This window comes from Endozoicomonas sp. 4G (assembly GCF_023822025.1).
Classification (GTDB): Bacteria; Pseudomonadota; Gammaproteobacteria; order Pseudomonadales; family Endozoicomonadaceae; genus Endozoicomonas_A.
In genome coordinates this window covers 1,505,869-1,532,509 of record NZ_CP082909.1, presented here as the reverse complement: position 1 = coordinate 1,532,509, position 26,641 = coordinate 1,505,869, and the positions used below count along the sequence as shown (strand labels likewise).

Sequence of the window (26,641 nt, the reverse complement as noted above, 5' to 3'; positions counted from 1 at the left end):
CTTAGGCTATGGCAAGCCATGAATGAGCAAACCGTTACCAAGTTTCCAATGCGTCATAATAGAATCGAAATCCACGCTTTTCAAAAACTCTTTGACAATGGTCACCAACTCACCGGAGTTCAAATTCAAGCTATTCAAAAACTCTTCGGCAATGATCGTCAACTCACCGGAGTTCAGCACCAGTGCATTACAGGTGTTGTGTGCCTCCCGTAAGTAGGCATTCTTAGCAAATTCCCCAAAACCAGAAGTATTGTCAATAGCACACATCATGGCAGACAACTCTTCTGGCGAGGATGGGTCATGAGCACCATAACTGCTCTCGGTACAAGTTTTAGAATTGATGATACCCCCGATCCAGCAATAGGTTAAACGACCACCTTTCGAATGTGTCACTTCATACAGATAATGACCGAATGCCTGCTCAATGGCTTGCTTGTATTTAGTTTTTAAATCGTCCAAAAGCTTATGATCTCTGTCTGGCACCCTAGAGAGCGTTCGTTTGATTTTTTTCAACAACCGCCTCAGTTCAAAGCTATTGTTCTCGGCTTCTCTTTCAAAAAAGACTTCGATCTTTTCATCAATCAATGCTTTCCAGGAAGGCTGCCCCATGATAATTACCGGACGATGGCTCACCCTGCCCGGGTTTAACTTTGGAAATGCGGGATGGTGCGCCAGCATCCGTGCTATGTCCGGAACTCCCTCTGGATTGTCTGTCCAGGAGGTTTGTAACGATGAGCTGAGTGCTAAACGTTCTAAGCGTGACGAAAAGCCACCACAGCTACTGGTGACAAATAAGGCATAATCTTCTCTTTCCTGGAAGTCTTTATAAGCCAACTGCCATTTCTGGCTACTTTTTTCACTGAAAAACACTTCTTTATAAAACTTTTTCAGGCAATGAGCAGCTTCGGTCCTGAGTTCATCGACACTTTCCAGATCCGCCAATAACCTATGATGCTTAATAACCTCTCTAGCATAATTCTCGTAAAACGGCAGTGGATCCAGCCAACCTAACTTCAGAGCTTTCTTGGCAAGGAGCCTAACCGAAGGCATGGCTAAGTCTCTGCCGTCTAATATGTCTAACATTGAACTCAACCAATCCAGTGGGCTTGCTCTAGCCTGATCAATCATTTTTGAATGGAGTGACCTGAGCAGTTCAATGACCTGGTAACCGTCGCTGTTGGATAATATTTCTTTGACTGCATCTGACATCGGTCTATAGTAACGCCAATCTTCGCTATATACACCACCGATCAATTTTTTCTCGAAATAGTTCAGTGATTTTGTCTCCAGCGACACCAACATTGAGACCCCCGTGGAAAAACTGGCCAAGTCTTTTTTATCCCAAAGACTCTTTACTAATTCGAAGGTACTTAGATTTTTTTTGGGCAATGCACTGTCCGTCTCAAGGGCTTTGTTCAGATCCTCAAGATTCATACTGCAGGCTTTAGCCAGAGCTTTTTGTTGTGCAGGTTCAGCCCCCTTCAGAAAGTTCTTAACCTTATTTGCGGCATTACTGGAACCCTGCACGTTTCTGGTGGGCTGGAAGTCTGGTGTCATTTCTTTCAATTGTACAGGCGCCCCGCCCAAGTCCACCGATTTCCAGGTTTGACCTGCATCTTTAGAGTACTCAGCAAAACAGTGTCCAGAGCTACTGATTTGCCGGGATGGAATCCCGAAATAACGACAAAAAGCAATAAAAACAGGCACCCGATGACGACAACTCCCCTGCCGCCGGGTGACTAAATAGTGAAAGAAATTAACACCCCGCTTTGGTTTAGCCTCGCCAGAAAATCCCTTGCAATAGTCTGTGATTGCCATCATTCGTTGTTCCATATTTTCAGGTTTTTTTATGGTCTGCAAAAGCCTCAATACTTCGGGTGGGTGTTGGTCAACCTGGTCAAGGGTCTCAAACAGTCCGTCCAGTACTGCTTTCATACCTTTCGAACAGCTGGCATCAAAACGTTTTAATGGTTCTGGCCGGGGCTCTTTAAAAGGTGTTTTTCTGCCCGGTTTTCTGGGTTCTACGACATAAACGCATTTGATACTCTGCCTGGGTTTAGCATCGGGAATAAACAATGTATGAAGCCCGGTATATACATCCCTGTGCAGGAAAGATTCGGAGAACTCAGGTTCTGTACGCAGGGCCACGATATAGTCATCAGGTGTCAGGCTGGGCAAGGCATATTGACCATTTTTCGATGACGTTTCAAAAGTTGCCAGCGTTTGATTGCTGGCTAATGTCACCGTCTGGTCATGACCCGGTAACCGCTTCGGCCTGAGGGTTTCGAATCCTAGAAAATGCTTAGCGTTAATAATGATCGGTGTAACATCTCCCTTGGGAGACACATAAATATCCTTTGCCCAACAGCGATACATTGCGGGTGAATATTTGTCGGTTTTAAAAACTCTACAATCTTTGACTTTTGGCATCTTCTGGTGACCGAAGTCCGTTTTCCTGTCCAGTGCCGGTAATTTTTTTGCATAGAGCTCTGGAATATATTGTTCAGGGGCACTGTCACCGCCAGTTGCCGACATGTTGTCAAGCCGCCGGGTCGTCAGATGGTTCGTTTTCCTGCCCGGTGCCGGAATTTTTTTTGCATGGAGTTCTGGAATGTGTTGTTCAGGGGTCTTGTCACTGCCAGTTGCCGACATGTTGTCAAGCCGCCGGGTCGTCAGATGGTTCGTTTTCCTGCCCGGTGCCGGAATTTTTTTTGCATGGAGTTCTGGAATGTGTTGTTCAGGGGTCTTGTCACTGCCAGTTGCCGACTGGTCGTCAAACCACCGGCTCTGGGCCACCATTTTGACCATTTCCATCCTGACTTTCTCTTCACTCAGGTCAGCCTTAATACCGATTTCATGGCATTTTTCGTCAATACTGTTGATCTCACTGGGTCGTACCAACCATGGACGACGAACGTCCGGTATCGTCTCGTTGAACCAACGGCAAAGCTTAGCAACAAGCTTGCTGTTACTCACGACAGGAGCCGATAACTCCGGCAATGCCTCCAGCGACAGGTTGGCGGCCATCAGATAGAGCCGGTAGTGCTGGTTCAGGCATCGGAGCAGTCCCTCTTCAGTAAAATCGTTCCCTTCGATAACGGCCCTGGCCACATTCTGTAAATCAAGGCTGGTGGGCTGCAACGGCAGTTTTTTCCGTTGCAGGGCAGCCCTTAGACAACAATGTTTATTGGTCAGCCATTTAGCCACGCTTTTCCCCCGGGAATTCTCTGGCAACACTTTCTCTGGCAACACTTTCTCGGCAATAGTCTGCAACTCTGCCGGGCTGTACTGCCGGATGGGCAAATGCCTAAAACGCCCTTTTAACGCGGGTGATAGCGGTTTTCGTCCGCTGTACTCCGGTGGATTGATGGTGGCAAACAAATGGAAGCCCGGATGGGCATCACCGGCCAGACTAGCGTTCAAGGCTCCTTCCAGATATTGGCTCTCGATCAGATTCATTTCCGAGATGACTACGATGCCACCCTCAACTCTTGCCTTCTGGATCCTTTCACACACGTAGTCCCAGGAACAATCACAGGCATTCAGGGGAAAGACCTTCGGCATGGATTCTCCCCGTTGCTCAAGCTGCCATTTGAAACTTTCAATCACCAGATTCAGCGTGGCATCCTTACCCCGCCCAGCCGGGCCTTCTATCAGCGTTGCCTGACGGCCGCCGTGTTTTCCCTTGAGATGATACTGCTGACATCGACTCAAATCCTGTGCAAGCCATTGCACCAGCTCATGAACTGCCGATCCGGAAGCCTCAAAGTCAGGCCGGTTTCGTTCAGTGTATGTTTTGAAGGCCTGCTGTATAGACTGGGTGGTCTGGTCATGAACTTTCTTGCCCAGGGTGTTGTCCACCTGGTAACGAGCAGCAAACCAGATTTCCAGTGCTGCCAGGGCATCCTGATCGCTCTCGCTGATTTCGGGTCCCAGTACATCCCGAAAACTTTGTTGAATCAAACCGTTCACTTGCTCACGGGTAACCGGCTCCCCTTCAGACAACCCACGATCCAGGTACCAACTCACCCAACTGCAAATATCCGTTAAGTCCCTGGGGGTAAACTCACGTTCTGGCAACAGCTCCTGATAATATTGCCAGAGTGTCATCACACTTCTGGTGGCACTCTGGGCAGCCGTGTTTATTTGAGTATCTGACAGGTGCCGTTGTAACGGGTTGACCAAAGCGGGCTCCACCACTGTGTCCCGAAGAAAAGCCTGGTCTAATGGGGGGTAGTACACCCCGAGCAATTTCTCTTTCAGAGCCGGGTCGAGTTGGCGCCCGGCGTAATGATCCGGGTTACCGGTGAGAATCACCCGATGTTTTGAGCTGACCTTGACGGGATGTCCATTCACATAGATGCAAGGTTCCGGCTCCCATAAGCCGTTCAGGGAGGCCAGCAACCCGGCCTTAGCCAGATTAGCTTCATCCAGAATCAGAGTTATATAGCCTCCGTCTTTATCGGCTGAGCGTTTGGCCCATTCCATCAGTGCCCTATCCTGCTGTTCCATAGAGCGGTCGCCATCAGCGTGCTCTTGCCACTGCCAGTGTTTCATCAAAGTCTGTTCGCTGTCAGATGGCCCGAGAGAGATCACCAAAGCCTGTCCCGAAGCCCTCGCCATCCTGGCGGAAAAATAACTTTTCCCGGTGCCGGTTTCCCCTTGCAGGAAGATCACGGGAGAATCCACAAGCCGGTCATGAAGTCGGGATAAGCGACGGCTTTCACGATCCTTCTGATTGATCGAGCCGTGATAAAGATCCCGGGCCAGCGCTGACAGGGGCCGTTCAGCAGAACCCTGCCACTGCAATGATTGCGACAGTCGGTGTGCTATGCGTTTAATGCATTCTGCCTCGGCATTCGCCGCTCTGGCCATGTCAACACAATCGGCGGCCAGAGCGTGAATGGCATCGGATCGGGTCTGTTCTAGGGATGAAAGTAGCTGCCAGCCAGAAGCCAGTGCATCTTGCAAACGTTTAATATGTCTTGCTGGCCTGATGGCTAACCGTTGATGGGGCTCTGCTACCGTCAGATGATCGACTTCCAACTGATCGGCCACTGCCTGTCGTTGCTGTTCAGGAACATAGGCCACGATCATGGTACAGAACCTGTGCAGAGTTTCTTTTTCAACCCCAGCTCGAAAGGGACGCTCATAGGACAGTTGTAACTCTTCGCGCAATACTGACGGGTCGAAGGCTCTGGCCAGTGACCACAGGTTCTGTTTGACAAACTCTCTGTCTAGCCGTGGGGCATCGCTGATGATGGCATGTAACCGATCCGGGTCTACTGTGCCGGTTTGATCTTCATCCGGCAGTAACTGCCAACAAGCCACTTTCATAAAATCCCGCACTGACGGATTCTGCCGGGTGCCGTGGGTGATAACGCTATTGATGGCCTTGCGCCAGTGGCGGGCCAGAAGCTGTCGGGACTGATCAACCCGCTGTGCCCGCCGGGCAGCCAGTATCAGGTTATTCAACAACCCTTCGGTCATTTCAGGCAGAGGACTGCAAAGGTCGGGAGGTACTGTTTTAAAGGCTTCGTAAAGTTGTTCAATGGCCTGTTCTGGCAGCTCAGCCCGGGGGAGATCATACCTGCGGGCATTGATATCCCAGATGTCAAATTCAGGACAGGGTTTGCTCCTGGCGATCATCGAGCAGAATAACGAAGATGAACTTTTCTCAGACTCGGGCCAGAGCACCGTGACCCTGGCTTTCGGGTAAGCCTGTAACTGACCGTTCACCAACAGAGGTTGTTTAACAAGCAGCGGTTCCAGCAGCTGCGCAAGCGTGGGATTACTCTCCAGCCCACGCAACACCACCTGCCTGCCGACAGTTAATGCCTCCTGTAATACACTCTGGCGTCGTCCAAAGCGCGCCTTTTGTTCTGAAGTGATATGGATATTATCAAACAGTTGACTGAAGCTGGTCTGTTCATTGACCTGGATCACCAGAGGGTCGTTCTGGTCACTGAGCCAATGACTGGCCTGGGCAGGTTGCTGATAAGTGACGGCATTAAAGGCCGTTTGAACCAGGGTATTGAACAAAGGACGGCTGTCGTTTTCTGCCAACCCCAGGGCTTGCGGCTGCTCTCTTGAATGGGCGACCTGAAGTCGGGGATTCAGACCCGTTGTCTCGCGAATCGTCTGCAATGAACCGAGTAAATGAAACCAGAGCGTCTCGGTGAGGGGAGAGGTCACGGTAACGACACGACTCAACCGAAGTTGTTTCAATAGGGAAGTGTTAGGAACGGCATAACCTTTTGGGTCAATGGCAATCGGGTTTAACCACTGTGAAATATTACTTTGGTTAATAATGATCGCGTTTCCTGATGCTTTACCAGGGCGCGCCTGTCTTTGGAACAGAGAATGAAGCTCGTCATTCTTCACCGGCATTTGATAAAACTGAACATCGTCGGGTAACTGACAGAGCTTGCCATTGCTCTCAAAGCTCTTTTGCACCAGCATCTGCCGAATCGCCTGTTCGAAGGCCAGATCCTGCCAGTTGGCTCCTTTCAGAATCACCCGCTGTCCAGCCTTTAATAACTCAAGCCTGCCGGGGATATGCCGGATTCTCCCCTGTTTATCGATGCCTGGCCCACCCAGCAGCAACGGTCGCCAGTGACTGTGCCTATGACAGTCAATAACAACGGCATTGTCGTTTATAGCAGGTTCAGCCCCGGTAAATTCAGGCAATACCGGGGGAGCCTCGTTGAGTGGGTCGAACTGCCAGCTATTTCCCGGTCGATTAATTCGTCGCCAGAAGTCAGCACCCGGTGCGTCGTCCTGCTGACCAACCGCTGCCAACTGTGCAGGATCGGCCAGAACCAACAGGGCAACATGGTTACCCAGAGGGCGCTTTTTCTGGCTAAGTTTGTCGTACAGACAGGGGTTATCCGGGTCCAGCAGATCATTAAATTTTGGCAATTCTTCACTGGTGAGTTCCCGAATATCCATCACCAGGGTCAGTGGCTTTGAACCTTCAAACAACTTACCTGAATGCAGAGCGTGGCGACCATCGTCAGAAATGCTCAAGCGGCTGACCAGATTATCCTGTGCGAGATCATCGGGATGGGAGATAACAGTGACATCCTGATGGTTAGCAGTTCGGGCCGCTAACAGCTGTCGAACCTCATCATCATTGGCGACGAAACGAAAATCGAAGGGATAACGGGACTTGCGGAGCGGGGAATCCGCCGAGGATACGGTTCTCGCCTTGTCAGGTAAGGTAATCGGAGGTAACAATCTATTGAGTTTGGGCGTTACCTCGGAACAGATATCGACTCCGTTCGGTAATGGCGATGGTTCGTCACTATTGGCGATGCTACTACCAGTAACAGTACCAGGAACAGAGCTGTTTATTGGCTCAGGGCTGTTTATTGGCTCACCAATCCGACCATCCATAGTCACTCCCACTCCTGTTATCTGAAAGTACCTGTGACCTTCAGACGGAATGAAAGTTCCCCTGAGCTGAAAACTTTGTAACAAGCTTTTCAAGTTTATCGTCTATTGTTACCGGCTTCTGAAAGAACAGATGAGTAGGCTTTTGATCGAGATGGTTTGATAAAAAAACACCCCCAACCTTCCTTTTTTGGTTTTGGTCATCAGGATCGATCCTTCTATACTGCAATCCTGCAACCCGCCGGTGAAATGCCTGCTTTAACTTCTCGTGGCAAGGTTGCACATGTATGTTTTTGAGCTGTGCCGAATACTCCAGGCAATATGTATGCGAAGCAAATGGAAACAACAGTGCAGAACAAATAATATCGGATACTTGTAAGCCCGAGTGATTATCACTTTTTCCAAAGACCGGCATTTCAACTAACTTCGGGTATTCATCGCCTTCAAACTTGAACTTCTGCGTGAATATTGAATGAGACGTTTGAATATCAAGCTGATGGCTTCGAGAATCGGCGATAATTACGCCTTTTTCATCCCTTTCTTCAAGAAAAGCGTTGAACTCAGTGCAAATATATTGCAGGGCTGAAGTGTACATGCCAACACTGCTGGTATCTTTATCTGCTTTTTTTACGTAAACCCTACCAATAATCCTACCATTATGAGTATTGACAAGATTTAGTAGTTCATTCAAAAACCGTTCTGTATGAGTCCATTTATTATGACTTTTCAAGCTTTTGGGGTTTCTGAGATCAGAACCTTTAATTTCTTTTCTTATAAGATCAATTGGCCGTTCAAGATTTTTAGCTAAGGAAGGGAAGTATTTTTTCTTTATTCCAACAAACTTCTTAGTAAATGAGGCTACATTTGCTTCTTTCAGAATTAATCCCCCCAAGACAAACACAGGCATGGAGTTTTTATTTTGAGTAGACAAAGAAGCAGTGTCGCCCGACTCATCAACATAGCAGAAGTACATCTAAAAACTGATTCCCCAGAAATGAAAAAAGGGCGCGATTTTGGCACCCTTTACTACGCCGAGAGGTTAGTTCGGCGTAGGATATTTGGCAACTATTTCTAGCTGCCTGTGTAGCTACAGCCAGAAGTCTAGGGCTATGTGGCCAAAAGATCAAGAGCAGCTTCGAAAACCAGCCATATATCTTGAAAGCTTCTACCAAACTACTTCTGGCAATAACTGTTATCGGCTCTGGTACATCATTTCAATGAAATTGACGGGTTACGTTCCGTTCATCCTGAGCGCCCTTCGACTCTGCTCAGGATGCACGTAGATTGTTCACATCAAACTCATTGAAGCGACGTACCACTATTCTCTGGTCTGTTCATCGAGCCCAAAATGCAGGTACGCGTGTCGGGTGACCATGCGCCCTCTGGGGGTTCTCATTATATAGCCCTGTTGTATCAGATAAGGCTCCAGGACATCTTCGATGGTATCCCGCTCTTCACTGATCGCGGCTGCCAGGCTGTCCACCCCAACCGGGCCACCATCAAACTTTTCGATCATAGCCAACAGCAGTCGTCTGTCCATATGGTCAAAACCGCTGGCATCGACATCCAGCATATTCAACGCGGCATCGGCGGTTTCCTTATGGATCACACCATCGCCCTTAACCTCAGCAAAATCCCTTACCCTGCGCAGCAGTCGGTTGGCAATTCTGGGGGTTCCCCTGGAGCGTCGGGCTATCTCCCCTGCCCCATCTTTATCAATGCCCACCCCCAGAATGCCAGCAGAACGTTCGACGATATGAGTCAAATCCTCAATATTGTAAAACTCCAGCCTCTGCACAATACCAAAGCGATCCCGCAGTGGCGAGGTCAGCAAACCCGCTCTGGTTGTCGCCCCAACCAGAGTGAAGGGAGGCAAATCCAGTTTGATGGATCGCGCAGCCGGGCCTTCACCAATCATTATGTCCAGCTGATAATCTTCCATCGCTGGATACAGCACTTCTTCTACCACTGGGCTGAGCCGGTGAATCTCATCAATAAACAAAACATCATTGGGTTCAAGGTTGGTCAGCAGGGCTGCCAGATCGCCTGCTTTTTCCAGGACCGGGCCAGAAGTCGTGCGAATATTGCTGCCCATCTCATTGGCCAGTATGTTGGAAAGCGTCGTTTTACCGAGTCCCGGGGGTCCGAATATGAGGGTATGATCCAGGGCATCATTACGACGCCTTGCCGCCTGGATAAAAATCTCCATCTGCTCTTTGACTTTTGGCTGCCCTACATAATCAGCCAGTTTTACCGGACGAATGGCCCGGTCCAGCACCTCTTCCAAAGGGCGCTCCGAGGAGGATATTAATCGATCTGCTTCAATCATGTTTTAGCTCTTTTGCCATTAGTCTCAGCGTACCATCTCCAGTCGGTTAAAAAAACAAACCCACCCTGGGAACAAAACACTTTATTGATCGTCCAAGTAGCTTGATCGAACAAGCTCAATTCTGATTAAAGGAAGTACTCGGAATGAATACACATTTGGTTTCAGGAAAAGGCCTGACCAACTCGGTTCTGGCCTCTATGCTATTCGGGCTTGTGCCCGTCTATATCCAGCTGACTGAACTGACCGGAAATACCTTGTTCTGGAACCGGATCATTTTCAGTGCCCTGTGTCTGGCGCTGGTCTGCTATCGCATGGACCGACTGCAGAGTTTCAGTGCCATTTTTCTCTGCCGGAAAACCGTGCTGATGCTGTCTCTGGGTGGATTGATCGTTGGCTTTCAGTGGTGGCTGTTTGTCTGGGGCCCTGTGAATAATAAAACTCAGGATCTGTCTCTGGGCTATTTTTTGTTGCCCCTGACCCTGGCGCTAACCGGCAAGCTGGTCTTTAACGAGAGACTGAACAAAGCTCAGTACTTTGCCATGGGGTTCGCCTCACTGGGCGTGCTTGCCATGCTTTGGCAACAGGGCTCGCTACCCTGGGTCAGTCTGGCAATAGCAGGGCTTTATCCAGTCTATTTCATTATCCGTAAGCCTTTGCAGGTCGACACCCTGCCAGCTCTGTTGTTTGAGCATTTGCTGTTCTTGCCAGCCAGTCTGTTCATACTGATGAGCGATCAGAGCTTTATCCAGAACCTGACCCGCTCCGCCACCCTGTGGTATCTGCTGCCGGGTCTGGGAGTGCTCTGCAGCCTGTCACTGATCTGTTACATCAACGCTTCCAGGAATCTGCCTGTCAGCCTGTTTGGCTTGTTGAGCTACCTGGAGCCTGCTTTGATCTTTGTGGTGGCCATCACTGCCCTGGGGGAAGTCTTCACAGCACAACAGTGGTTCAGCTACAGCTTTATCTGGCTGGCTACCGCAATCATCTGTGTTGACTCGGCCAGAAGGCTCACTCAGAAAATTGCAAATCAGGCAAGCCGGTGAGACACCCCGTGCCTCACCAGCTACTCAATGGCTACTCAATAATACCGGGAGCCATCAGATCATACTTTTCAGAGCCTGACGAATCAGCTCTTCGCTGGTCATGCCTTCCTTGAACAGCTTGCCGATGACCTTGCTGGCTTCCTGGGGCTTGTAACCCAGGGCCACCAGCGCACTGACCGCTTCCTGTTCGTTATCTTTTGCTGCCACAGCCATTTCACCACCGGCAACCAAGGGTTTCCCTTCCAGCAGGGGGGCTGACTGCCAGCGATCCAGCTTGTCTTTCATTTCAACAATCAGCCGCTCGGCGGTTTTTTTACCGACACCCGGTAACTTCACCAGCGTGGCACTGTCACCTTCTTGTACACAGCGCACAAAAGCATCCGCTTCGATACCTGACAACAGAGTCAGCCCAAGCTTGGGACCAACTCCATTAACCTTGATCAAGGTTCTGAACAACTCCCGTTCATCACGACTGCTGAAACCGTACAAAAGCTGAGCGTCTTCCCGCACCACAAAGTGGGTATGTAAAACGACTTCTTGCCCAATCTCCGGCAGTTTGTAAAAAACCGACATCGGAGCTTCCACTTCGTACCCGATACCATGGGCTTCGATCAACAAATGAGGAGGCTGCCTGTCAGCCAGAAGGCCCCGAATTTTTCCAATCATCGTTTTTCCAGATTTTGAATTTTCTGACTATGGGGTCAGAACACCTAACAATACACCGGCGACCACGAACTCCTGAGAATTGTCCCTCTCTAATCACTGAGAGACATTCAATCTGATGGCTCAGAAGTCCGGAGGAGCCCACCCCTTGACAAAACTTCGCACGTTTCTAGGATCACTCTGGCAGATCCTGCCCGAGGCCGGTCTGGCCAGTGAATACCATCCCGCTGTAGCCGGTGGCGCTATTTCTATACCTTTTATTCAGTCACAGAAATTTCTGTTGCAGGAGGACTTTCCAGAGCCCCTGCCAAGTTCACCTGAGCTTGCCAAACCTGCTCGCAGCTTTACCAGTTATATGCAAGGCTATAGCAGCCTCCCCCTGAAAGATCGCGCTCTGGTTGCCCTTCGAAGTGCCTACCTGTGCAATGCCAGACACCTGACCCCGGTGATTGCTCAATGCGCCCTGGACACCGGCCTGCAAGCCAGTGATGTGCAAATGGTTGCTCACGGCCATCTGGCTCCGGGCTGGAACAGCCATCAACGCCTGATACTGAGAACCACCGAAGAACTCTACAAAAAACAGACCATAAGTTCAGCCAACTGGACAGCGCTGGTGAAAATCTATACGCCACAACAAATTCTGGATCTGGTGCTTTGCATCGCGTCCTTCCACCTTTGTGTTTATCCGCATTAGGAACCTGTGAGACGCCGACGTCGGGTACCCGTAGCACCCGCCATTCTGACCAGGCTGGAGCGGGTATGGGAATGACAAAGTGCCACCGCCAGAGCATCGGCAGCATCAGCCTGGGGAGTATCACTCAGGTCAAGAATCGACTTTACCATGTGCTTTACCTGATGCTTATCTGCGGAACCTTTGCCAACCACCGCCTGCTTGACCTGCCGGGCAGAATACTCCGATACCTCAATATGGTGATTAACCACCGCCACAATGGCCGCTGCCCTGGCCTGCCCCAGCTTCAGTGCCGAGTCAGCGTTCCTGGACATAAAGACCTGCTCTATACCCACTGACTGTGGTGAGTAACGTTCAATCAGGGTGCTGATACCGTCATAAATCTGCTGCAATCGCTCTGGCAGGGGCGCTTCCCGGATACGAATACACCCGGACGCCACGTAGTGTGTTTTATTACCTACTTCTTCAATTAATCCATAGCCGGTAATTCTTGATCCCGGATCTATCCCCATCAGGATGGCCATTCAGAATGTATTCTCAAGTCAGGATTTCAGTACCAATGTTTATGCCGAAAGGATACTGTACATCCATACAATATACCAGCGATGGGGCAAGGTATCAGAAACTTACAATTCAAGAACACTGAATTACCAAACTTGCCTGTGAGTAACGATGGAAGCAGCTTAGTATTTCTCCGGCAATACTTTCATGGTGATCCGGAAACGATCAATGTCTGACCTACTAAAAACATTAATAATTATCACTGCTATCACGGCAGTATTGTTTATGCTGCTGGTGGGCTTCAATGTCTGGGCATTCACTGATTTGCCCTCGAGACTGTCAGAGCAAAAACAGCATCAAAAAAGCCCCGACACTTTCGTTATCGAGGCCATTCAAAAGGAAGGAACAACTTAACCCAGCTGCTCCATCACTTCGGCAGAGATATCAGCGTTGGTGTAAACGTTTTGTACATCGTCCAGATCTTCCAGACGATCCACCAGCTTCATGATTTTTTCTGCACCGTCTTTATCCAGTTCCGTCTGGGTGGAAGCGATCATTGCCACTTCACCACCCGCCGGGGTCAGACCCGCAGCTTCAATGGCTTCTTTTACGGCCATGAATTCAGTCCACTCAGTCACCACTTCAATGGAACCATCGTCGTTAGTCACAACGTCTTCAGCACCGGCTTCCAGAGCGGCTTCCATAACCGTGTCTTCATTCAGGCCCGGTTCGAAGAAAATCTGCCCTTTGCGCTCAAACAGATAGGCGACAGAACCGTCAGTACCCAGGTTGCCACCGTGCTTGGAGAAGGCATGACGCACTTCGGCAACGGTACGGTTACGGTTGTCTGTCAGGCATTCCACCAGAACTGCGATACCGCCAACGCCATAACCTTCGTAGGTGACTTCTTCCATATTGGAATCATCATCGCCACCAGCACCCCGGGCAATGGCCCGGTTGATGGTATCACGGGTCATATTGGCACCCAGAGCCTTATCAACCACCTGGCGCAGCTTGGGGTTATCCTCGATATTGCCACCGCCCTGCTTGGCCGCTACCACCAGCTCACGAATGATTTTGGTGAAGACTTTGCCACGCTTGGCGTCCTGTGCCGCCTTACGGTGCTTGATATTGGCCCATTTACTATGACCTGCCATAGAAAATACCCTTTATCTTTTCTTGAACAGGCCGGTAAAACCGGCCTTTAACAATGGATTGATTGGTCGCAGACCTTTTAATTAGTCGCAGACGCTAAAACAGTCGCAGACGCTTGAACAATCAGTGACTGGTTGCAGACGCTGGAGCACGACGAATACGGATGTTCAGATCGCGCAGCTGGGTAGCGTCGACTTCGCCCGGAGCCTGGGTCAGCAGACAGGCTGCCGACTGAGTTTTCGGAAAGGCGATGACATCACGAATGTTATCAGTACCACACAGCAGCATCACCAGACGATCCAGACCAAACGCCAGGCCGCCATGGGGAGGTGCGCCATATTTCAGAGCGTCCAGCAGGAAGCCAAACTTCTCCTGCTGCTCTGCTTCCTCAATCTTCAGGATACGGAATACCGTCTGCTGCATGGCCTGATTGTGTATACGAACAGAACCACCGCCCACTTCGTAACCATTGATCACCATGTCATAAGCACGGGACAGAGCTTCAGCAGGATTCGCCTCAAGCTCTTCAGGTGAAGTGGTTGGCGCTGTGAACGGGTGATGCAGGGCTGTCAGCTCACCGTCGTCTGTTTCTTCAAACATCGGGAAGTCTACAACCCACAGTGGCGCCCACTCTTTTGTGTACAAATTCAGATCAGCACCGATCTTGCAGCGCAATGCACCCAGGGCTTCGTTAACCACCTTCTCTTTGTCGGCACCAAAGAAAACGATGTCGCCATTGCTGGCATCCAGACGCTCCATAATCTTCATGGTGACATCGTCACCCAGGAACTTGATGATCGGAGACTGTAAGCCATTAGCACCGTTTTCGATTTCGTTGACCTTGATCCAGGCTAAACCTTTGGCACCATAGATGCTGACAAATTTGGTGTAGTCATCAATCTGCTTACGGGACAGCTCAGCACCGCCAGGAACTTTCAGAGCAGCGACACGCCCTTTTGGATCTTCAGCTGGTCCTTTGAAAACCTTGAATTCAACGCTAGCCATCAGATCAGCCACATCCACCAGTTCCAGAGGGATACGCAGATCTGGCTTGTCAGAGCCATAACGGTTCATGGCTTGTGCAAAGGTCATGTGCGGGAATTCGCCCAGCTCAATATCACCTACTTTCTTAAAGGTGCTCTTAACCAGATCTTCTGCCATGCCCATGATTTGGGACTCATCCATGAAGGAAGTCTCAATATCAATCTGGGTAAATTCTGGCTGACGGTCAGCCCGCAGGTCTTCGTCACGGAAGCATTTTACAATCTGGTAGTAACGGTCAAAGCCAGCCACCATCAGCATTTGTTTGAACAGCTGGGGAGACTGTGGCAGCGCAAAGAACTTACCTTCGTGGGTACGGCTGGGTACCAGGTAGTCACGGGCACCTTCCGGGGTGGCACGGGTCAGAACCGGTGTTTCGACATCCAGATAACCGTGCTCATCCATAAAGCTGCGCACGGCACTGGTCAGCTTGCTGCGAAGAATCATTTTTTCCTGCATTTCCGGACGACGCAGGTCAACGACACGGTTTTTCAGACGAACTTCTTCACCTACATCGGTGTAGCCTTCGATCTGGAAAGGGGGCGTCTGGGCTTCGTTCAGGATGTCTACCTGTTTACCCAACACCTCAATCTCACCGGTGCCCATATTGGTGTTTACAGTCCCTTGCGGGCGTGGGCGAACGAATCCGGTAATTTTCAGCACGTATTCACTGCGTGCTCTGTCAGCGAGGGCAAAAGCCTCTTCGGTGTCGGGATCAATAACCACCTGGGCGATGCCTTCACGGTCACGCATATCCAGGAAGATTACACCACCATGGTCGCGGCGGCGGTGTACCCATCCACACAGAGTTACCTCCTGCCCGTCATGGGAGAGATTCAGTTCGCCGCAATAATGGCTGCGCATAACATACCTCGAAACTGGGGGACTAAGACCCTTGGCCGGGCCCTGATTATCATCGTTTTATCTCAACTGGATACCCCGTACTTCTAGTACGAGGAGGAATGTTGACTAGCGGGGGATTATACCTGAACCTTTGATTTTCACCAGATGCGGGTGACTTGCTGCAAAGTTATTACTGGGACTGGTACAGATTGAAGTGGCAGGCACCAGCCCGGTACGGCAACTGGAAGCGGCGCAGAGTGTCAAACGCGATTACCTTTACTGATTTGAACCGCGGCTTCCTGCTGCTCTTCCAGTGACTCCGCCACTTCAAGCGGAATCGATTCAAAATCCTGCAGATGCTCAGCCACGCTCTTGCGCTGGCTATCGACATTCTCAGCCACTTCATCCAGGTGATCTTCTTTCACATCCTGGGTTTCTTCACCTTCTTCGAGCTTGGCTTCCATCCAGAGGCGGGCAAACACCTGTGGACTGCTTGCACCTTCAAAACTGAGATTGTCACCCCGGTGAGTCTCTGCCGCAGGATTGAGGGCGTCTTCCAAGGCCTGCTCTGAAGGGACACTATTGAGAGCAATAGCGAGACCTTCTTCGGCTGAAGGCAAGTTCCTTATCTGTGGTTGATCATCAAGGCGCTGAATAGCACTTCTTAACTCAGCGGGGTCAGAAGGAGAGAAAACCTGTTGCAGAGTTTCCAGTTCCTGAGCGGTTAGATACTGATCAACGCCCTCCTCACTATCAGCCCGTTCATCCTCTAGCCGTCTCCCATCTCTTATGCGCTCTTTATCCAGCGATTTTACTCCATCTTTGCTCTGCTCACGTTTTCTGGATTCCCTGACCTGCTCTTTCTGAACCTGTTGTTCGAGCTCTTTGACGGCTTGCACACCTTCTTCACCGGTTTTCAGCGCAGCAGGATCGAACCTCTGACGAATTTGTCCCAGAAGACTGTTAACACGAACGAAGGTTTCCGTCACTGTGTTCAGCTGTCTGTTGGCTTTGAGCAGGGCGGTATGATCGGTGGCATTGCTGGTTTTCAATGTCTGAATCTCCTGATTCAGAGCACTGATTTCGGTGGTAATGCCTGCAATTTGATACTCAAGCATCATGATTTCAGCCGTTAACTGATTGACTTTATTATTATTGCTGTTGTTGTTAACTACAGAATGGTTACCGGCATAATTGCTGTTGGCCTGACTGGACTGAGCACTGGCCAATTCAGCTTCTTTCAGGGTTTTATAAAGATTCTTGGTGGCCAGGTTTTCAGCATAGGTATCCCGCTGAGCGGTTTTGTTGGTCAAATCTTCGGTTCTGGATCGAATATTCCCCCTCAGGGAGAGGGCAGTAGCTGCACTATCTTCCCTCCTGCTCTGCTCAGAAAGCCGATTACTAAAGTTCTGATCGATAGAGGCAGCACTCACCATCGCCTGGGTATCACTGATCATCCCTTTCACAATAAGAATGAGCGACTGGGTATCATTAATATCGATATCCTGGGCATTGAAACGACGATTGAATTCATGCACAGCTGCCCTGAAGCCATCCAGCCTGGCATCAAAAGCTCTTTGCAGAAAGTCGCGACTGTCTGCACTGGAAGAGTCCGGCTGATCCGGGCTGACACTGACTGCTTGACCGCTGTTACTATTGGCAGAACTGGAAACCGAATTCGAGCCGCTGAAACCTTGGCTTACCTGACTCTGAGCTGGCGTTTGGGATACTGGCCCATTCTGTTGCACGGGGGTCTGGGATATACCGGAGTTGGGATCCACTGGGTTCATAGTTACTTCCTCCCTGAAGGTTCTATCAGATAGCGCTTTAATTGTTTGGCCTGTTTTCGCTGCTCCTCCCATCCTTTGGCAGATTTCAGAATTTTAGCGGCATTTGTCAGCGCTTTAACTGCCAGATTACGATTTTTGAGACGAATAAAACACTCTGTCATACAAATTGATGGGCGAGGGTCCTGACTATCCAGTTTTTCAGCATAATTCAGCGCAGGTATCGCCGCAGCATTCTGATTTAAATGGTAAAGAGCCAGTCCTATTCCCAGATAATAACGAGGGTTCTGATGATCCAGGAGCGCCAGGTAACGAAAGACTTTAAGAGCTTCTGGGTAGTTTCCGATACTGAAATAGCTGTAACCAAGCTGATAGATGGCCTCCATCTGGTCTTGATCCAGCCCTTTCAATTCACGTATTGTCCCGCCCTGCCTTAAATAAGACTGCCAAAGGCCTTTTCCTGCTTCAGCATTTTGCTGCAAGCTGCTCATAATTCATCCCTGAGAAACTAATGATCTCAATTCATTATAAACATTCATTTTTTACAGCTTTTTGTTCATTACTCTTGCTGAAATAACAAAAAGAAATCATAAGAATATTTCTTTATTCACTAAGATAATTTGCAAAATATCAGATCACTGTTTTACTCAAACATTCATGTGACGTTCGTCTGTACGGCGATCGGACAAATGATGTTTTAGGGGCGGGACGGCTGGATAGCTGTTATCAGGCAAGGACGCGGACCCGGTAAACGCTTGCACTTAAAGATGTGAGTTTTTTCTATACCCTGTTGCATCCTGTTCAGGATTGTATAAGAATCACTCTTAGCCCTATGGGGAGGTTTCGCAGTACATTCTGTTCAGGTGGTACAAGGATTTTGAAACCAGGGCTGGAACACACATCTAATACAGCAAGGAGCTGAACACTAATGAAACTCGCACAAATCAGTGCACTGAGCGCTGCCATCTTTATGGCTACCTCTGCTCAAGCTAACGCCTTTTTGGATGACTCGAGCCTGAACCTTGAGTTGAGAAACTTTTCCGAGACAAAAACCGGGGACGATGGCACTACTAAATCCTCCAACACTCAATGGGCTCAAGGAGTTCGCCTTGACTTCACCTCTGGCTATTTCGAGAACATTGTTGGGCTGGATCTGAGTGGTTATTACTCTCTGAAACTTTCTGCTTCCAACATTGATCCTTTTGTTGGCAACCCTGGCCTGTTGAGGGTAGACAGTGAAGGAGACTCTCACAGCTACGGCAAAACAGCCTATGCGATCAAGTTCAACCTGGCCGACATGGGCGTTGCCAAGTACGGACGCATGTTCCTGGATATGCCTCTGGTCAACAACTCGGATAGCCGTGTATTGCCGGGCCTGAGCGAAGGCTTCTACGCAGACGTTGCTTTTTCTGGCCTGTCAGCTCATACCGCCTGGGTCAAGAAAGGCAATGGCAGAACGGAATCAGGCTTTACTGATTACGAAGCGTACGGTGACAGCCAGGCAGTAAAAACCCTGGGCGGCTCCTACGACTTTGGCAATGGCCTGGTGCTGAGCGCCGACTATGCCAGTCAAAGCGATTACGCCAAGAAATACCTGACTGAAGCCAGCTTCTCTACCGAAGTCGATGGCATTAAAGCGGGTGTAGCGGGTCAGTACGGGCATGCCAGCCTGACCGGCGACAGCGAACCAGCCACCGGAGACAAGAGCCAATATGCCTATGGCCTGAAAGTGACCGCAGGTGTCGGTCAGGCTGACTTTGGCGTTGCATACACCAAAGTTGAGGACACTGACATAGGTGACTACAATTCTGGCTGGTCTGGTGGTGACGATGACACCGGCTACTTCGGTTATAACGCTATCCAGATCTCTGACTTCAGAAGCAATGGTCAAAAAGCCTGGGGCTTCACTGCAGGCTATGACTTTAAAGGCATTGTGGACGGTCTAAGTCTCAAAGGCATTTACGTCGTGGGCGACAACAAGTATGAAGACGAAAAAGAATACAACCTTGACGTCAATTACGCCATTCCTCAGGTTGAAGGTCTGACCGCTCGACTGAGGTACGCAAAGAATACGGTTGAGGCCAAAGGCGAAGACGATGTTGTTAAGACTGACACTCGCGTCATCCTGAAGTACAACGTCGCTGTCTTCTGATCTAACCCATCAGAAAAACAACCCTATAAAGCCTCTGCTCTTGCAGGGGCTTTTTTTATTTGATCATTGATAAAACTCATTTTTCAAACACAAAAAAAGGGAGGTTTTTTTTACCTCCCTTGATGGATCGAAAAGAACTCAGAGAATCAATACCAGCATCATCACGAAGCGGCGTATTCCTTAAGTTTTTTCAAAGGACGAACCTTAACCTGAATACTGGCCGGCTTGGCAGGCACATCCATTAGCTCGCCGGGCTTAAATGGATTGGGGACGCCTTTTTTGGCTTTCTGAGCAGGTTTTTTCCTGGTCACAATCTTGAGCAGCCCCGGAAGAGTGAACTCGCCACAACCCCGCTTCTTGATATGACGCTCAACCAGTATTCCTAACTCTTCCAGTACAGCACCCACTTCTTTCCGGCTTAAACCGGTACTCTCTGAGATATCAGCAAGAATCTGGGTTTTACTGTACTTATCTTTGATAGCTGCGGCTTTCTTCGCTGCCATACTTTTACTCTCCTGATGGTTTTCCTTGTAGGTTACACCCGCACCAGCGGATTGTGATCTGCCACTACACCAGGCCGATTCAATGTTTCGAGGTGAGTCCGAAAAAACCAGACTTTTGAAACATCTGAAATCACTATAACAAGTGCTTTTTTACAGTGGTAGTCTTTTTTTGCACCCTTTTCAGCATTGTTGCAGCCCTTTATGTACAGTGCATCGAAAGAATTTGAGATAGAAGCACAATGACGTTACATTAATCCTTACAGCAGTGTTGCACTGTATTTTTTATCACCCCATTTGTTTGTACTCTGGGCTGACTGCATTAAAAGTTTCAAAACATTCCCATTCTTTCGGGAGGCAGTCGTTTCATTGTCAGTCACACACATAACAACCAAAAGGACTCAGTACTTGAAACATCTAAAATTTATCCACATGATCCTGGGCATCCTCTCACTAACGGCACTGATTGTGGAAGGATCCATCCTCAATGTATTACTGGAGGGAGCACTGGCTACTGCCTCAGCCACCATGCTGTTGCTCACTGCGGCATTGATTCACCTCTGCCTTGGCTGCTATCTGACAGTCTATCGCTCCGGGAAACTCTACGTACAGGCACTGGCCTCAGTTATGGTGATCGCTGGAACGGGCCTGAGCGGCTGGGCGATGTTTTCTCACCAGTCACCTGAAATCGCCTCCTCACTACTCCTCGTTACCGGCGTCCTGCTGCATGTCGTAATCAACCTGAAATCACTTAATCCGGCAACGCCAATGGAAGTGATGGATTCTGGCAGAGAAACAGGCACCGTTAAATGGTTCAACGTTTCAAAGGGCTTCGGTTTTATTACCCGGGATAACGGCGAAGATGTTTTCGTTCACTACCGCACCATACGTGGAGAAGGTCACCGAACTCTGACTGAAGGACAAAGGGTAGAATTTATCGTGATAGAAAAAGACAAGGGACTGCAGGCAGAAGACGTGATCGCTGCTCCCAGGGGCCGCTGAGATTGACACCTTTCTGAACGGGGGATAATTCGCCCCCGTTCAGTGCACTGCCCTGATTAGTAATGAGGAGGCGCATTCTCCTCCAGTTCTTCCAACTGAGAACTGGCCATAGCCATCAATTGCTTCTTCAGCTGAGCCATCTCCTGCTTCAAGTCATCAATTTCCTGCTGCTGACGGGTCACCACTTCATTAAGCTGGGCAACGGTATCTTCCTGAAAGCTGACCTGAGTCTGTAGTTCAATCAGTTCCTCATTCATCTCAAGCACCCCACTTATTCAAAACAACTGAACAATGATTCCAGTTTCTTTTTGATCTCACTCACCTGCGCCTTGTCATAAGGCTTAGCGGGCAGCCTGCCCCATACCGGGTGTGGCCAGGCTGGATCACTCTCATAACGGACAATATGATGAACATGCAGCTGTTTAACTACATTGCCAAGCGCTGCCACATTCATCTTGTCCGCCTCAAAAACATCATTCAGAATGGCCGCAGTCAATGACGACTCACAGGCCAGCTGTAACTGCTGCTCTTCATCAAGATGAAAGACTTCATAAACCCCGGCCACCCTGGGCACCAGAATAAACCAGGGATACTGGCTATCATTCATTAGCAAAACCCGGCAAAGGGGCAGATCCCCTATAACAAAGCAGTCCTCTTCGAGCCTGTTATCCAACTGAAATTCGCTCATAATTTACTCCATTTTAACCGAGTTGCCAGTAATAAATTCGCAGCACTATAGCCAACCTGCTGGTGAAATTCGACTTTGATTCACTCAGCGTCATGACGCTTCTGCACAACCATAGTAAGATACCCTCCTTTGCGTTTTCATAATCGGATAACTGAGCACATGCGTACTAGCCAATCCTTGATCTCTACCCTCAAGGAAACACCTTCTGATGCCGTCGTTATAAGCCACCAGCTGATGCTACGGGCAGGCATGATCCGCAAACTGGCGTCCGGCCTCTACAGCTGGATGCCCATGGGTCTGCGGGTTCTCCAGAAGGTAGAAAACATTGTTCGTGAAGAAATGAACCGCTCTGGCGCACAGGAAGTCCTGCTGCCAGCCGTACAACCGGCTGAACTCTGGCAGGAAACTGGCCGCTGGGATCAGTTTGGTCCCGAACTGCTCAGATTCAAAGACCGCCATCAACGCGACTTCGTCATTGGTCCGACTCATGAAGAAGTCATCACCGACATGGTTCGCGACACCCTCAGCAGCTACAAACAGCTGCCCATCAATTTGTTCCAGATCCAAACCAAATTCCGTGATGAAATCCGCCCCCGTTTTGGTCTGATGCGGGGTCGTGAGTTTATTATGAAAGATGCCTATTCATTCCATAGCAGTGACCAATGCCTCGCTCGTGAATACGAAAATATGCACGACACCTACCACCGCATATTTACCCGTCTGGGGCTGAATTTCAGAGCAGTAGAAGCAGATACGGGCTCCATCGGTGGTAGCGCCTCACACGAAATTCATGTTCTGGCAGACTCCGGAGAAGACGCCATTGTCTTCAGCAACCAGAGTGACTACGCAGCCAACATTGAAAAAGCAGAAGCCCTGGCACCTGCCCATGAGAGAGCCACCCCATCTGAAGAAATGCGTCTGGTCGACACTCCTGAAGCAAAAACCATCGCCGATCTGGTTGACCAATTCGAGCTACCCATAGAGAAAACGGTCAAGACTCTGATTGTTGCAGCGGACGAAGAAGCAGAAGCCGACTTCGTTGCCCTGATGATTCGTGGTGATCACGAGCTGAATGAAATAAAAGCAGAAAAACTGCCTGACGTTGCAACCCCCCTGCGCTTTGCAACAGAGGATGAGATCAAGTCCATCATGGGAGCCGGACCCGGCTCACTGGGCCCGGTTGGCATCAAAATCCCATGCATTGTTGATCGCACGGTTGCCCTGATGTCTGATTTTGGCGCAGGCGCCAACATCGATGGCAAACATCATTTTGGTATCAACTGGGAGAGGGACGCTTCCTTCAACCGCATCGCCGATTTAAGAAACATCGTCGAAGGTGACCCCAGCCCCTGCGGTAAGGGCACACTGGAAATCAAACGCGGCATTGAAGTCGGCCATATTTTCCAACTGGGCACCAAATACTCTGAAGCCATGAACGCGACTGTTCTGGATGAAAACGGCAAAGCCGTGACGATGGCGATGGGTTGCTATGGCCTGGGGGTTTCCCGTGTCGTTGCTGCCGCTATCGAACAAAATCACGATGACCGCGGCATCATCTGGCCCGAAAGCATTGCGCCTTTCCAGATTGCCATTGTCGGCCTGAAGATTGAGAAGTCTGAAGCCGTCCGTGAAGCCGCCGAAAACCTCTACAGGGAACTGACTGAAGCAGGCTACGAAGTCCTGCTGGATGATCGCAAGGCCAGTCCGGGCGTCAAGTTTGCCGACATGGAACTGATCGGCATTCCTCACCGGGTGGTCCTCAGTGACAGAGGTCTCGCGAACGGTCAGGTAGAATACAAATACCGCAGGGCAGCGGATCGCGAAGACGTGGCACTCAGTGAAATTTCGGACTTTCTTAAGGAGCGTATGGCCTGACAAACTTATTAAACGGCCATCGTTTTATAATAAAAACAACCTGATCACAGGTTTCACCCTCACCCTTCTGCTGACTCCAACAACCGGCTGGAGTCAGCAGACAGTGGATGAAGGGCTGAAAATCTATCTTGAAGAGACTCTCAGCACCCCTGAGAGCTTTTCTGATCGTTTTGCGGCAGAAGTCTGGCTGATCGATATGTCCAGACGACTCAAGCCGTTTATGAGACACCAGAGCCAGCGACAACGTCTGGAGCTGCTCAAAGCAATTCATAAGAAGGCCACTGCCGCAAAACTTTCCCCCGAACTACTACTGGCATTAATCCAGACAGAATCCTCTTTTGACCGGTTTGCGATTTCTTCTGCCGGGGCCCAGGGCCTGATGCAGGTTATGCCATTCTGGAAAAACATCATTGGTCGTCCACAGGACAACCTGACCGACGTAGAGACCAATCTGAAATACGGCAGCCATATTCTCAATTATTATCTGGCCAAGGAAAAAGGTAACCTGACCCGGGCTTTGGCTCGCTACAATGGCAGCCTTGGCAAAACCTGGTACCCGGAACGAGTGTATAAAAACTGGGATCGCCACTGGCGAAATGACTGAGACAGCCTTAAGTCAGACTAACCAGTAATAAAATCGGAGAACATCTGTCCGGGCTCACGGGTCACACTGACATCCGTGACCCGAGCCATGGGAGGGCCTTCATGAAGCCAGGCTTCCAGCTTGTCCAGCGCTTGCTCTTCACCACACATTAAGACTTCAACCCTTCCATCCGGGAGATTTTTTGCCCATCCGGTAATTCCCAGTTTTCTGGCTTCCTGCTGAGTCGAGCCACGATACCAGACACCCTGCACTTTTCCCTCAATCAGGGCGCGCCTGCATTGATCAGTCATCAGCTTTCACCTTACTTTTCAAGCTCTGAATTTTCTGCTCAAGGCTCTCCTTTGTCTGAGGCCCATACAGTACTTCAACCAGCTCTCCCTGTGGATTAACAATCATGGTCGCAGGCAATGCCTGAGGGGGTTTGATTGCCAACAGCGCCATCGGACTCTCCGTCACAACAGGAAACTGAATCCCCATATGCTTAGCTTTTTTTACCAGTTTTTCTCCCTGGCTGTGATCAAAATCGTAGCCAAGAACCCGAACCTTGCCGTCACTGGCCAGAGCGTTCAACTCCGGAATCTCTTCCCGACAGGGTGCACACCAGTGAGCCCAGATATTTATAACTGACCACCGCCCTTTATCATCCTTGAGAAAAACCCCCTTTCCCTGGGTATCGGTCAAATCCGGTTCAGAGCAGGCAGACAAAAAGAGAGTGGCCAGCATCAGTGGAAAAAGTCGGAAAAAAAAGTATCGCATTACCGTCGGATCCTGTAGCAAGTTTGTTCTGATTCTAGTTGTAATGCCTTATAAAGTCGTCTGCAAGACCCCCCAATTAAAAAACCGGCCTGAAAAAAGGCCGGTTTTCAAACTTCAACAAACGACCCGAATGATCAGGCAGTTACTGCTTTTCCTGAAGCCTGTTCAGACTCCTGTGCTTCCAGAGAACGACTGTAAACATTCAGGAATGGCAGATAAGCTACGGTGGAGAAGGCCACCAGAGCCAGGCTGAGCAGCAGCGCTGTGACGCTGAAATTAGTACTCAGGAACGCAGCCAGTGGGCCCGGTGTTGTCCAGGGCACCAGAGCAACCACTCGACCTACCAGATCCATGGAAGTAGCTAGGTAGGCAACCGTCACGTTAATCAGAGGCACACCAATGAAAGGAATACCCAGAATCGGGTTCATAATAACCGGCGCACCAAAGATAACAGGCTCGTTAATATTGAAAAGACCGGGCACAACAGAGAGACGACCAATGGAGCGCAGGTGGGCACTTTTACTGATGGACATGGCAATGGCCAGACCCAGAGTTGCACCGGCACCACCCAGGTAAACAAAACTGTCCAGGAAACCACCGGCAAAGATAGCAGGCAGAGCCTCGCCAGCTTCCATGGCAGCCTGGTTCGCCTGAAGGTTGGTCAACATAATCGCAGTGATCACACCCACCACAATGTTGGTACCGTGCAAGCCACAGAACCACAGAACGTGCACCAGCAGAACAATCAGCAACAAACCTGGCAGAGAATCAGCCGCACCCACCAGAGGCACAAACAGCTTCATCATCAGTTCAGGAATCAGCATGCCACCTTCACCCAGGGAAGCCACAAAAAGGTTCAGCGGTTGCAGCACCAGGATAATGGCAATCACCGGTGTCAGGGATTCAAAAGAACGGGCAATGGCCGGTGGCACTTGTTCTGGAAGCTTAATGGTCAGCTTGCGATTATGCATGAAACGGTAAATTTCAATGGCCAGGAAAGACACCAGAATGGCGGTGAACATCCCCTTGCTGTCGAGATAGTTGGCATTGATCGCTGGCGGCCAGCCGGTAACGGGAGCGGCGACCAACAAAAAAGCAAACAAAGACAAAAAGCCACTGGTAACTTCAGGCAGCCCATACTGTTTACCCAGGCTGGAACCAATACCAAAAGAGATAAACAGGCAGGACATACCCAGTGTCGCATAAAATGGCTGCAACCAGTCGCCTTTATATTCTGCCATCAGGTCTGTATACCACTGGGAGAACATAAAGTTGGCAGGATCAGTCAGAGGCAGATTGAGTAGCAACAGCAGGATAGAACCCACTATAAAAAATGGCATGGCGTAAACCATCCCATCCCGTAGAGCAACCAGATACTTGATATTGGCCAGCTTACCAGCCAGAGGCATTAGTGCCTGTTCCATTTTGTTTGCAAAATTCTGCATAACCCCACCCTGCTTGTTTTGCTTATGAATTCCGATGTCAGTGTGAAGCCTCGGGCTACCCGCTCATCCAACAGGAAAACCAGAGATTCACAACGACTGACCTTTATTAACATAGGGTATGAGAATACCAATACTGAAGATCAAATGTAACCGGTTTCAGTAACCGATTAC

At 49.7% G+C, this 26,641-nt stretch carries 22 protein-coding genes; 7 read left to right on the top strand and 15 right to left on the bottom strand.

Features of this window, described 5'->3' with window-relative positions:
- Positions 1 to 6 precede the first annotated feature (6 nt).
- The 3 genes from K7B67_RS05735 to ruvB form a co-directional block, all read right to left on the bottom strand.
- Positions 7 to 7,398: an AAA family ATPase gene (locus K7B67_RS05735; protein WP_252179403.1), complete on the bottom strand. Its 7,392-nt coding sequence runs from the start codon at positions 7,396 to 7,398 to the stop codon at positions 7 to 9.
- Between the two features lie 40 nt (positions 7,399 to 7,438).
- Positions 7,439 to 8,368 carry a DUF3800 domain-containing protein gene (locus K7B67_RS05730; RefSeq protein WP_252179402.1) on the bottom strand — a complete coding sequence of 310 codons (930 nt, stop codon included), beginning with the start codon at positions 8,366 to 8,368 and terminating at the stop codon, positions 7,439 to 7,441.
- Positions 8,369 to 8,713: 345 nt separating this feature from the next.
- Complete coding sequence (ruvB, locus tag K7B67_RS05725) at positions 8,714 to 9,724, bottom strand: Holliday junction branch migration DNA helicase RuvB (RefSeq protein ID WP_252179401.1); 1,011 nt, start codon at positions 9,722 to 9,724, stop codon at positions 8,714 to 8,716.
- 143 nt (positions 9,725 to 9,867) lie between these two features.
- Here ruvB and rarD point away from each other — a divergent pair, with 143 nt between their 5' ends.
- Positions 9,868 to 10,767 (top strand): EamA family transporter RarD, encoded by a 900-nt coding sequence (rarD, locus tag K7B67_RS05720; protein ID WP_252179400.1) that lies wholly within the window; start codon positions 9,868 to 9,870, stop codon positions 10,765 to 10,767.
- A gap of 54 nt (positions 10,768 to 10,821) precedes the next feature.
- Here the strand turns inward: rarD and ruvA are convergent, their stop codons facing one another.
- A complete protein-coding gene (gene ruvA, locus K7B67_RS05715) occupies positions 10,822 to 11,433 on the bottom strand; it encodes a Holliday junction branch migration protein RuvA (RefSeq protein ID WP_252179399.1) in 612 nt (203 codons plus the stop codon).
- Between the two features lie 145 nt (positions 11,434 to 11,578).
- Here ruvA and K7B67_RS05710 point away from each other — a divergent pair, with 145 nt between their 5' ends.
- Positions 11,579 to 12,124 carry a hypothetical protein gene (locus K7B67_RS05710; protein ID WP_252179398.1) on the top strand — a complete coding sequence of 182 codons (546 nt, stop codon included), beginning with the start codon at positions 11,579 to 11,581 and terminating at the stop codon, positions 12,122 to 12,124.
- Here K7B67_RS05710 and ruvC read toward each other — a convergent pair.
- Positions 12,121 to 12,645, bottom strand: coding sequence for a crossover junction endodeoxyribonuclease RuvC (gene ruvC / locus K7B67_RS05705; RefSeq protein ID WP_252179397.1), 525 nt, complete (start codon positions 12,643 to 12,645; stop codon positions 12,121 to 12,123). The two genes, K7B67_RS05710 and ruvC, sit on opposite strands and share 4 nt — an antisense overlap.
- A gap of 205 nt (positions 12,646 to 12,850) precedes the next feature.
- Between ruvC and K7B67_RS05700 the strand changes: the two genes are divergently transcribed.
- Positions 12,851 to 13,036 carry a hypothetical protein gene (locus tag K7B67_RS05700; protein ID WP_252179396.1) on the top strand — a complete coding sequence of 62 codons (186 nt, stop codon included), beginning with the start codon at positions 12,851 to 12,853 and terminating at the stop codon, positions 13,034 to 13,036.
- Here the strand turns inward: K7B67_RS05700 and K7B67_RS05695 are convergent.
- The 4 genes from K7B67_RS05695 to K7B67_RS05680 form a co-directional block, all read right to left on the bottom strand.
- Positions 13,033 to 13,779 carry a YebC/PmpR family DNA-binding transcriptional regulator gene (locus tag K7B67_RS05695; protein ID WP_252179395.1) on the bottom strand — a complete coding sequence of 249 codons (747 nt, stop codon included), beginning with the start codon at positions 13,777 to 13,779 and terminating at the stop codon, positions 13,033 to 13,035. The two genes, K7B67_RS05700 and K7B67_RS05695, sit on opposite strands and share 4 nt — an antisense overlap.
- 121 nt (positions 13,780 to 13,900) lie before the next feature.
- Complete coding sequence (aspS, locus tag K7B67_RS05690) at positions 13,901 to 15,682, bottom strand: aspartate--tRNA ligase (protein WP_252179394.1); 1,782 nt, start codon at positions 15,680 to 15,682, stop codon at positions 13,901 to 13,903.
- Positions 15,683 to 15,921: 239 nt separating this feature from the next.
- Positions 15,922 to 17,451, bottom strand: a complete 1,530-nt coding sequence (locus K7B67_RS05685) for a hypothetical protein (RefSeq protein WP_252179393.1) — start codon at positions 17,449 to 17,451, stop codon at positions 15,922 to 15,924.
- Positions 17,452 to 17,453: 2 nt separating this feature from the next.
- The gene (locus K7B67_RS05680) at positions 17,454 to 17,939 is read right to left on the bottom strand and encodes a tetratricopeptide repeat protein (protein WP_252179392.1); all 486 of its coding nucleotides are present in this window, start codon (positions 17,937 to 17,939) and stop codon (positions 17,454 to 17,456) included.
- A gap of 437 nt (positions 17,940 to 18,376) precedes the next feature.
- On the opposite strand from K7B67_RS05680, the gene K7B67_RS05675 reads away from it, so the two are divergent.
- A complete protein-coding gene (locus K7B67_RS05675; protein WP_252179391.1) occupies positions 18,377 to 19,600 on the top strand; it encodes an OprD family outer membrane porin in 1,224 nt (407 codons plus the stop codon).
- 161 nt (positions 19,601 to 19,761) lie between these two features.
- Here the strand turns inward: K7B67_RS05675 and K7B67_RS05670 are convergent, their stop codons facing one another.
- Entirely contained in the window at positions 19,762 to 20,103 is a 342-nt protein-coding gene (locus tag K7B67_RS05670; RefSeq protein ID WP_252179390.1) for an HU family DNA-binding protein, read from the bottom strand.
- 405 nt (positions 20,104 to 20,508) lie between these two features.
- Between K7B67_RS05670 and K7B67_RS23935 the strand changes: the two genes are divergently transcribed.
- On the top strand, positions 20,509 to 21,102 hold the full coding sequence (locus tag K7B67_RS23935) for a cold-shock protein (protein ID WP_276576719.1): 594 nt from the start codon (positions 20,509 to 20,511) through the stop codon (positions 21,100 to 21,102).
- Between the two features lie 56 nt (positions 21,103 to 21,158).
- Here the strand turns inward: K7B67_RS23935 and K7B67_RS05660 are convergent, their stop codons facing one another.
- Complete coding sequence (locus K7B67_RS05660; protein ID WP_252179389.1) at positions 21,159 to 21,359, bottom strand: SlyX family protein; 201 nt, start codon at positions 21,357 to 21,359, stop codon at positions 21,159 to 21,161.
- 14 nt (positions 21,360 to 21,373) lie between these two features.
- Positions 21,374 to 21,790: an HIT domain-containing protein gene (locus K7B67_RS05655; RefSeq protein WP_252179388.1), complete on the bottom strand. Its 417-nt coding sequence runs from the start codon at positions 21,788 to 21,790 to the stop codon at positions 21,374 to 21,376.
- Positions 21,791 to 21,949: 159 nt separating this feature from the next.
- Between K7B67_RS05655 and K7B67_RS05650 the strand changes: the two genes are divergently transcribed.
- Both K7B67_RS05650 and K7B67_RS05645 read left to right on the top strand, forming a co-directional pair.
- A complete protein-coding gene (locus K7B67_RS05650; protein ID WP_252179387.1) occupies positions 21,950 to 23,665 on the top strand; it encodes a proline--tRNA ligase in 1,716 nt (571 codons plus the stop codon).
- Between the two features lie 103 nt (positions 23,666 to 23,768).
- Positions 23,769 to 24,269: a lytic transglycosylase domain-containing protein gene (locus K7B67_RS05645; protein WP_252179386.1), complete on the top strand. Its 501-nt coding sequence runs from the start codon at positions 23,769 to 23,771 to the stop codon at positions 24,267 to 24,269.
- Between the two features lie 17 nt (positions 24,270 to 24,286).
- On the opposite strand, the gene K7B67_RS05640 is transcribed toward K7B67_RS05645, so the two are convergent.
- From K7B67_RS05640 to K7B67_RS05630, 3 genes are all read right to left on the bottom strand, one after another.
- A complete protein-coding gene (locus K7B67_RS05640) occupies positions 24,287 to 24,559 on the bottom strand; it encodes an acylphosphatase (protein ID WP_252179385.1) in 273 nt (90 codons plus the stop codon).
- The gene (locus K7B67_RS05635; protein WP_252179384.1) at positions 24,552 to 25,025 is read right to left on the bottom strand and encodes a TlpA disulfide reductase family protein; all 474 of its coding nucleotides are present in this window, start codon (positions 25,023 to 25,025) and stop codon (positions 24,552 to 24,554) included. Before K7B67_RS05635 ends, K7B67_RS05640 begins: the two co-directional genes overlap by 8 nt.
- 134 nt (positions 25,026 to 25,159) lie before the next feature.
- Positions 25,160 to 26,470 (bottom strand): PTS sugar transporter subunit IIC, encoded by a 1,311-nt coding sequence (locus K7B67_RS05630; protein WP_252179383.1) that lies wholly within the window; start codon positions 26,468 to 26,470, stop codon positions 25,160 to 25,162.
- Between the last annotated feature and the right edge of the window lie 171 nt (positions 26,471 to 26,641).

Excerpts from the sequence above, each read along its gene's own strand:
- K7B67_RS05735 (WP_252179403.1), bottom strand. The coding sequence starts at position 7,398 with ATGGATGGTCGGATTGGTGAGCCAATAAACAGCCCTGAGCCAATAAAC.
- K7B67_RS05730 (WP_252179402.1), bottom strand. The coding sequence starts at position 8,368 with ATGTACTTCTGCTATGTTGATGAGTCGGGCGACACTGCTTCTTTGTCT.
- ruvB (WP_252179401.1), bottom strand. The coding sequence starts at position 9,724 with ATGATTGAAGCAGATCGATTAATATCCTCCTCGGAGCGCCCTTTGGAA.
- rarD (WP_252179400.1), top strand. The coding sequence starts at position 9,868 with ATGAATACACATTTGGTTTCAGGAAAAGGCCTGACCAACTCGGTTCTG.
- ruvA (WP_252179399.1), bottom strand. The coding sequence starts at position 11,433 with ATGATTGGAAAAATTCGGGGCCTTCTGGCTGACAGGCAGCCTCCTCAT.
- ruvC (WP_252179397.1), bottom strand. The coding sequence starts at position 12,645 with ATGGCCATCCTGATGGGGATAGATCCGGGATCAAGAATTACCGGCTAT.
- K7B67_RS05700 (WP_252179396.1), top strand. The coding sequence starts at position 12,851 with ATGTCTGACCTACTAAAAACATTAATAATTATCACTGCTATCACGGCA.
- K7B67_RS05695 (WP_252179395.1), bottom strand. The coding sequence starts at position 13,779 with ATGGCAGGTCATAGTAAATGGGCCAATATCAAGCACCGTAAGGCGGCA.
- aspS (WP_252179394.1), bottom strand. The coding sequence starts at position 15,682 with ATGCGCAGCCATTATTGCGGCGAACTGAATCTCTCCCATGACGGGCAG.
- K7B67_RS05685 (WP_252179393.1), bottom strand. The coding sequence starts at position 17,451 with ATGAACCCAGTGGATCCCAACTCCGGTATATCCCAGACCCCCGTGCAA.
- K7B67_RS05680 (WP_252179392.1), bottom strand. The coding sequence starts at position 17,939 with ATGAGCAGCTTGCAGCAAAATGCTGAAGCAGGAAAAGGCCTTTGGCAG.
- K7B67_RS05675 (WP_252179391.1), top strand. The coding sequence starts at position 18,377 with ATGAAACTCGCACAAATCAGTGCACTGAGCGCTGCCATCTTTATGGCT.
- K7B67_RS05670 (WP_252179390.1), bottom strand. The coding sequence starts at position 20,103 with ATGGCAGCGAAGAAAGCCGCAGCTATCAAAGATAAGTACAGTAAAACC.
- K7B67_RS05660 (WP_252179389.1), bottom strand. The coding sequence starts at position 21,359 with ATGAATGAGGAACTGATTGAACTACAGACTCAGGTCAGCTTTCAGGAA.
- K7B67_RS05655 (WP_252179388.1), bottom strand. The coding sequence starts at position 21,790 with ATGAGCGAATTTCAGTTGGATAACAGGCTCGAAGAGGACTGCTTTGTT.
- K7B67_RS05650 (WP_252179387.1), top strand. The coding sequence starts at position 21,950 with ATGCGTACTAGCCAATCCTTGATCTCTACCCTCAAGGAAACACCTTCT.
- K7B67_RS05640 (WP_252179385.1), bottom strand. The coding sequence starts at position 24,559 with ATGACTGATCAATGCAGGCGCGCCCTGATTGAGGGAAAAGTGCAGGGT.
- K7B67_RS05635 (WP_252179384.1), bottom strand. The coding sequence starts at position 25,025 with ATGCGATACTTTTTTTTCCGACTTTTTCCACTGATGCTGGCCACTCTC.
- K7B67_RS05630 (WP_252179383.1), bottom strand. The coding sequence starts at position 26,470 with ATGCAGAATTTTGCAAACAAAATGGAACAGGCACTAATGCCTCTGGCT.